Source organism: Moorena sp. SIO4G3 (assembly GCF_010692305.1).
Lineage (GTDB): Bacteria > Cyanobacteriota > Cyanobacteriia > Cyanobacteriales > Coleofasciculaceae > Moorena > Moorena producens_A.
Genome location: NZ_JAAHIG010000359.1, coordinates 1 through 8,697, shown reverse-complemented (window position 1 = coordinate 8,697; position 8,697 = coordinate 1). Strand labels below are relative to the sequence as shown.

Annotated in this window: 2 protein-coding genes; both read left to right on the top strand. The window is 41.0% G+C overall.

Features of this window, described 5'->3' with window-relative positions; genetic code table 11:
• Positions 1 to 33 precede the first annotated feature (33 nt).
• On the top strand, positions 34 to 2,712 hold the full coding sequence (locus tag F6J99_RS36450) for an amino acid adenylation domain-containing protein (RefSeq protein ID WP_365974991.1): 2,679 nt from the start codon (positions 34 to 36) through the stop codon (positions 2,710 to 2,712).
• The coding region (locus F6J99_RS36445; protein ID WP_293120543.1) for a non-ribosomal peptide synthetase at positions 2,709 to 8,697 on the top strand (5,989 nt) is incomplete at its 3' end. The genes F6J99_RS36450 and F6J99_RS36445, both read left to right, overlap by 4 nt.

The window sequence follows — 8,697 nt, the reverse complement described above, 5'->3', positions numbered from 1 at the left end:
GCGATTAATTATTAGAAATGCTGATCGAAATGCTTGCATACAAAAAACTCTTGTGAGTTAGCTTACGTTATCTATACTTCAGGTTCGACGGGTAAACCAAAAGGAGTAACTATTCCTCATCAAGGAGTAGTTAGGCTTGTTAGCAACACCAACTATGTGCAACTGGAAGCAACAGACCGAGTAGCTCAAGTTTCCAACACCTCTTTTGATGCAGCCACATTTGAAATTTGGGGAGCTTTATTACACGGAGGCGTGGTAGTAGTAATTACCAAATCTCTACTCCTTTCACCTCAAGAGTTTGTCAACTATATCAAACAAGAAAAAATTACGACACTGTTTTTGACAACAGCTTTATTTAATCAGTTAGCCTACTCAGTACCAGAAGCATTCAGTACGTTGAATAATTTATTATTTGGAGGAGAAGCAGTAGACCCGAAATCAGTGAAACAGGTAGTTGAGAAAGGGGCACCAGAAAGATTGCTTCATGTGTATGGACCGACAGAAAACACAACATTTTCTTCATGGTACAAGGTAAGTGAAGTAGCAGAAGGAGCAACAAATCTGCCCATAGGTAAGCCAATATCTAACACCCAGATATATATCCTGGACCCAAATTTACAACCAGTTCCCATAGGAGTAGCAGGAGAACTACATATAGGAGGAGATGGTTTAGCAACAGGTTACTACAACCGCCCGGAACTGACAGCCGAGAAATTTATTCCCAACCCTTTTGATAACTCAAAAGTTAAAAGTCAAAAGTCAAAATTATATAAGACAGGCGATTTGGCTCGGTACTTAGAGGATGGCCACATCGAGTTCTTGGGTAGAATAGACCACCAAGTAAAAATCAGGGGATATCGCATTGAAACAGGAGAAATAGAAGCCGTTCTCAATTCATACCCTCAAGTTAAAGAAACGGTAGTATTAGCAAGAGAAGATAACCCAGGAGATAAACGTTTAGTAGCATACATAGTACCAGAAACCGAAAGCACAACCAGTTCCAACCCCGAACTGTCAGAAACCCAAGTAGATAGTTGGCAAGATATATTTAACCAACAAATATATGACCAACTAAGTGAAGTAAGTGACCCCCTATTTAACACCAGAGGATGGATTAGCAACTATGACAACCAGCCGATACCAGTAGAGCAAATGCGCGTCTGGGCTGGGGATATAGTAACTCAAGTATTAGCCAAGAAGCCAGAGAGTGTGTGGGAAATAGGTTGTGGAACAGGAATGCTGCTATTTCAAATCGCACCGCAGACAGAAAAATATTATGGCACAGATATATCCAAGGTATCATTAGAATACATTAAAAAACAAATAGAAGAGCAACCAGACAAATATAGTCATGTATCCTTAGCACAGAAGCGAGCTGAAGACATGGCTGATGTGGCTCCTAACAGTTTCGATGTGGTACTTCTGAGTTCTATAGTCCAGTATTTCCCTAGTGTGGAGTATTTGTTGTCAGTCATAGAAAATAGTATCAGGGTAGTCAAACCAGGAGGAACGATTTTCCTAGGGGATATCCGCAGTTTTCCATTAATGAAAGCATTTCAGAGTTCGGTGCAACTGTATCAAGCAACTCCATCACTATCGCTAGAACAACTCAAGGCCAAAATAGACAGAAAAATGGAGCAGGAGACAGAGTTGTTAGTGTCACCAGAGTTGTTTGTAGCTCTCAAGGAAAAACATCCAGAAATCAGTCATGTACAAATACGTTTGCAGAGGGGCAGAGAACACAATGAACTGAGGAAATATAGGTATAGCGTACTGTTGCATATAGAGGGTCAACCAGGAACAGTAATAACACCAACGGTAGAAAGTGGAGCGGATTTGAGTGTTCAAGAGATAGAAACTTATCTGCGAGAGCAAGAGCCAGAATCAATTTGCTTTAGTGGTTTAGTAAATACCAGAGTAGCTAATGATGTAGAATTGGTAGAGTTGCTATCACAGCTAGAATCAAAACTGAATGTACAGCAGTTGAGGCAGAAGTTAGAGTCAAACGAAAACAAGGGTATCGATCCAGAGAAATTATATGAACTAAGTCCATCTTTGGGGTATAGCTTAGAGTTGTGTTGGTCAGCTCAGGGAAGTCCGGAATTGATGGATGCGGTATTTGTGCGGAGTGAGTTAGCAAAAGAGGGAATCGTGTTAACACCCCTGACTCAAAAATCGGTGATAGGAGGTAAATGGAATAATTATGGGAATAATCCGTTGAGTTCCCAGTTGAGAAAGGAATTGATACCGCAGGTGAGAGAGTATCTGGAGTCGAGGTTGCCAGAGTATATGGTGCCATCAGGGTTAATGGTGTTGTCGCAACTGCCTCTGACTCCTAACGGTAAAGTAGACCGTAAGGCGTTGCCTGTCCCAGATATGGCTAGTAGTGTGTTAACGGAGTATGTAGCTCCTGAGACGGAGATACAGAAGAACTTAGCAGAGATTTGGGAAGAAGTGTTGGGAATAGAAAAGGTGGGAATATATGATAACTTCTTTGATTTAGGTGGTCATTCTTTGATGGCAACTCAGGTTGTGTCTAGAGTTCGGGAGACTTTTAATATTGAGTTACCTATAACAAGTATATTTGAATATTCAACTATAGAACAATTAAGTACTTACCTTGAAAATACTAGTAATATTAACGTATCTCTAGCACAACGACTACAAACAACCTCTAATAATCCAGAAAAACGGGAGGAAATAGAGCTATGAAAACATTAGAAAAATTTTTAGACGATCTGGCTAATCAAGATATCAAATTATGGCTTGAAGGTCAACGCTTGCGCTGTAATGCTCCAGAAGGAGTTTTGACATCAGAGCTACGAACTAAATTAAGCGATCGTAAGCAGGAAATTATTACTTTTTTGCAACAAGCTAATTTAAAGAGAGAATTCAAGGAAGACTTAATTAATCCTATTGAGCGAAATGGCAATCCTCCGCCATTATCCTTTGCGCAACAAAGGCTATGGTTTATTGAAAAAATGGCTTTGAGTAGGAATGCCTACAATATGCCATTAACCCTAGAGCTAGTAGGAAAACTCGACTATGTAGCCCTAGAAAAAAGTCTCAACCAAATCATTGCTCGCCATGAAACTCTGAGAACAACTTTCAGTGAAATCAACGACACACCAGTACAAATAATTCAATCCCCCTTTGAATTAGAACTACCTATACAAGACCTAAGTGAGTTAACACCATCAGAAGCTACCACCAAACTGCAACAACTACTCCAACAAGAAAATGAACTTTCATTCAATCTAGAAGTAGACCCCCCCATACGGGCTCAGTTGTTTAAACTAGGAAAAGCAGAACACATACTGCAAATCATATTACATCACATAGCAAGCGATGGCTGGTCACTTACAGTATTACCCAAGGAACTTTCAGTTATTTACACTGCCATAGTGCAAGACCAACCATCCCCAATACCAGAGTTGCCCATACAATATGCGGACTTTGCAGTGTGGCAAAGGAACTATTTACAAGGTGAAACCCTAGAAAGTCAACTAAGTTACTGGAGGCAAAAGCTCCAAGACTTACCTCAAATACAACTACCCACAGACCATCCCCGACCTCCAGTTCAAACTTTTAATGGAGCAGGTATACCCATAAACATACCAGCAGAGCTGACCTCAAAAGTTAAACAACTGAGTCAAAAGCAGGGAACTACCCTATTTATGACCCTGTTAGCAGCCTTCAAAGTCTTAATGTCTCGTTACAGTGGTCAAGAAAGTATAGCAGTAGGTTCACCTATAGCTAACCGCAACCGCAGAGAAATAGAGGGGTTGATCGGTTTCTTTGTCAACTCCCTAGTCATGTACACAGACCTAGGAGGAGACCCTAGTTTCACAGAGGTATTAAATCGAGTTAAACAAACAGCTCTAGAAGCTTATGGTAATCAAGACATACCCTTTGAGAAATTGGTAGAAGAGTTGCAACCGGAACGTTCTTTATCGCAAAGCCCCTTGTTTCAGGTAATGTTTGCCGTTCAGCAGGAGGAAGTATTAAAACCATCCTTTAGCTTACCCAACTTGGAAGTAGGTTGGTATGAAGGGGGAGGAGCTGAGATGACAGTGAGGTTTGACTTAGAGTTACATCTGTGGCCAGTAGGAGAGGAAATCAAAGGATTCTGTGCCTATAACCGAGACTTGTTCTCAGCCGAAACAATTAGTCGCATGGTGTCACATTATGAAAACTTACTATCAGCAGCAGTAGAGACGACCGAGCAACCTGTGAGCAAGCTGCCATTAATGAAAGAGGCAGAGCGAGACCAAATACTGGTGGAATGGAACAATACGAAAACAGATTACCCAAATAACAAGTGTATCCGTCAATTATTTGAAGAGCAGGTAGAGAAAACCCCAGATGCAGCAGCAGTAGTATTTGAACAACAAAAGCTGACCTATTCGGAATTAAATAGCAAAGCTAATCAACTAGCACATTACTTGCAAAAGTTGGGAGTAGTTCCAGATACCCTAGTGGGTATATGTGTAGAGCGTTCAGTAGAAATGGTAGTAGGTATATTAGCCATACTCAAAGCTGGAGGAGCTTATGTGCCACTAGACCCCAATTATCCATCAGAACGTTTGGCTTATATGATTTCTGATTCCCAAGTATCCATATTGCTAACTCAGCAATCATTAGTAACGTTATTATCAGAACATGAAGCTCAGATAGTGTGTTTAGATAGTAACGACAACCTATGGTCAGACTGTTCTCAAGGCAATTTAAGTAGTGAAGTCAAACCATCGAACTTGGGCTATGTTATTTATACCTCTGGGTCTACAGGTAAGCCAAAAGGAGTGGCTATGAGCCAAGGTTCTCTAGTGAATCTAATCCTTTGGCAACAGCAGGAAACAATAGTTGGTCAAGGAGCAAAAACTCTGCAATTTGCTCCTATTAGCTTTGACGTATCCTTCCAAGAAATATTCTCCACTTGTTGTTCAGGAGGGATTCTGGTATTAGTGTCTTCAGAACTGAGGCGTGATCCGTTAGGATTGATGGAATTCTTAACTCACAATCAGGTAGAGCGACTATTTTTACCCTTTGTAGCTTTACAACAGTTGGCCTTAGTGGCATCTCAATGCCAAAATCTGCCACCATTGCGTGAGGTGATAACAGCAGGGGAACAATTGCAAGTGACAGCAGACCTGATGGATATGATGAAGCGACTGCCTGAATGTAGACTGCAAAACCAATATGGACCATCAGAAAGCCATGTAGTTTCTGCTTACACATTAGAAGGAGATGCGGATAACTGGCCGAAACTCCCCCCGATAGGTCGTCCGATTGCCAATACTCAACTTTATGTTCTCAGTGGTGAGCAACAACCATTGCCAGTAGGGGTTCCAGGAGAACTTTACATTGGTGGAGTCGGTCTGGCAAATGGTTATCTGAACCGCCTAGAATTAACAACTGAGAAATTCATCCCTCATCCTTTTGATAACTCAAAAGTCACAAAATTATATAGAACAGGAGACTTATGTCGTTATCTAGCTGATGGCAACATAGAGTTTTTAGGGCGGATAGACAACCAAGTAAAAATCCGAGGATACCGGGTAGAAACGGGAGAAATAGAAGCGACCCTAACTCAACATAATATAGTTAAAGAAACAGTAGTATTAGCCACCGAAGACAACCTAGGTAATAAACGTTTAGTGGCGTATATAGTGTTAGAAACCCAAACTCTAGCTAGCTCAAACCAAGAGATATCAGAGGCAGAACAAATCAAGAAATTGAAACAGTATCTGAAAGAGCAGTTTCCGGAGTATATGATACCGAGCGGTTTTGTAGTGTTGTCGCAACTGCCTCTGACTCCAAGTGGAAAAGTAGACCGGAAGGCATTACCTGTACCGGATAATCTCAGTAGTGTGTCAACGGAGTATGTAGCTCCTGAGACGGAGACACAGAAGGCATTAGCAGAGATTTGGAGAGAAGTGTTGGGTATAGAACAGATAGGTATACACGATAACTTCTTTGATTTAGGTGGCCATTCTATGAATGCCACTCAGGTTGTGTCTCGGGTGCAACAAAGATTGCCAGTAGAGTTCTCTATAAGTAAGCTATTTCAAAATCCTACTATCGCTCAACTAGCAGAAGTTTTAGTTGAACAAGAGTTGGAACAAAAGGAAAGTCAAGTTATTCCAAGGGTTTCTAGGGAACAGGAAATTCCCCTTTCTTACCCTCAAGAATTTATTTTGGGCTGGCGTCCGTTGAACGGTATGTATAGTTTTACCGTAGATGGTCTTCTCAATCTAGCAACCTTAGAGCAAAGCTTCAACGAAATCATCCGACGACATGAAAGCCTACGAACCAGTTTTCCCTCCATAGATGGAAAACTTATACAAGTAATTTCGACCGTCGCCAAAATTAATCTGTCAGTAGTAGAATTACCATCATCACCAGAACAGATAAACAAACTCGAACAGCTAGCAAGAACTGAAGCCCAAAAACACTTTGACCTAGCAAGCCCCCCGCTGTCTGTCACCCTAGTACGACTTAGCCCAGAAACTCATGTAGTAATATTGGTCATAGACCACATAATATATGACGGTTGGTCTATAAAGATACTAATCTCAGAACTATATAAATTGTATGAAGCCTACAGTCAAGGAAACCCATCCCCATTACCAGAACTACCCATTCAATATGCCGACTACTCCCACTGGCAACGACAACAAACAGCAGAGGTATTAGAAGAACATCTAAGCTACTGGAGACACAAACTAGCAGGAACTTCCTCAATATTACCCCTACTAACAGACCGCCGACCTCCAGAAGTGCAAAGTCGCGAGGGAAGATTCGAAAAATTTGAACTCAATCAGAACTTAATACAGAAACTTGAGCAACTGGGTCAAGAGTTAGGTACAACATTATTTACGACTATGCTGAGTGCAACTTTTGTCTTATTGTATCGTTATAGTGGAGAGTCTGACTTAATAGTAGGTACAATAACTGCTAACCGCAACCGAGTCGAAATCGAACCATTAATTGGTATGTTTGCAAGCATCCTTCCAATTCGTTCTCAGTTCTCAGATGACTCTAGCTTTACCGAATTGTTAACTCAAGTCAAACAAACAACTGAAGATGCCTATAAACATCAGGATTTACAATTTCCACAGCTATTAGAGGAACTTATTCCAGGTACGGAAGTTAAGGAAAACCGTCTAATGCGAGTGTACTTTGACTTTCTAAATATCAAATCACTGGACTCTTGGGATTTACCAGGATTAACAGTGACTCCTAGGGTTGCAGATTATCCAGACATTGCTAGTAGAATGGATTTAGAAATATATCTCTGGAAAGCACCATCAGGACCAGAACACGAAGCTTATGTTTGTTACAACACAGACATCTTTGACGGAGCAACCATTGCTAGGTTGATGCAACATTTCCTAACTTTACTAGAAGCAATAGTAGCCAACCCCCAAGAAAAAATCTCGAAACTTCCCCTAATTACAGCAGCAGAAAAACAAAAAATTCTGCAGGAATGGAATAACAGCAAAATAGATTATCCAACAGACAAATGTATCCATCAATTATTTGAGAATGTTGTTGAAAAGAACCCAAATGCAGTAGCTTTAATATTTGAGGACCAACAATTAACCTACGCCCAACTCAACTACAAAGCTAACCAACTTGCCCACCATCTATTAGGTTTAGGCATAAGCACAGAAACACCAATAGGCATATATATTGACCCTACTGTAGAAAGAGTCGTTGGTTTATTAGCAATACTCAAAGCAGGAGGAGCTTATGTAGCAATAGATCCAACGGACAAATCACAGGATTTACAGTCAATTTCGGTAATATTAACCCTAAACGACCTCAAGTCAGAAATTCCTGACTCCAATGCTCAAATTCTGTGTATAGATACTGAGTGGGAGTCAATAGCCAAACAGAATACAGACAACCCAAATACAGGAACAACAGCCACCAATCTTGCCTATATCCTCAATCAAACCCCAGCGCGAGCATCCTGCTCGCCAGTAGAACATCAGGCTGTAGCTCAACGTTTACAATGGCTACAAGAAACGCTGAAAATAACTAATCAAGATATTCTACTGCATAAAACATCTCTGATTCAAGATGTAGCTCTTCTAGAAATAGGTTTACCTCTAATCAGTGGTGGTACTGTGGTTATAGCTGCAAATAACGAGCCTACAGAATTACAGCAATTAATCAGCCAGCACAAAGTTACTATAGTTCACCTGTATCCATCAGAACTACCCACCTGGTTAAATACAAATAACCAGGCAGCATCTTTGAATAGTTGGCGTACGCTCCTGAGCAGTGGAGAAACCCTATCAACAGAAATAGCTAACAAATTTATCGAAAGTTACCCAGTTTCATTACACAACTTCTATAGTCTCCCAGAAGCAGGAGGAGAAGTCACCCACTGGCAATGGCTAGAAGAACCTCCTAGAGAAAACGTACCCGTAGGCAACCCTGGTCGGTTATCAGTTTATGTACTAGACCAACACCAAGACCCTGTCCCCACAGGAGTACCAGGAGAAATCTATATTGGAGGTTCCAGTTTAGCCAGAGGTTATCTGCATCAACAGCAACAGAATTTCCAGCGCCTGATTGCTCTAGATACCCTGATTTCCGACCCACCGAAATCTTTATCGAGTAGTCTGAAATGGCTGGATTGGCTCGATCAGAATTTGCAGATTTTCCAGCGCTTACTAAGAAAGG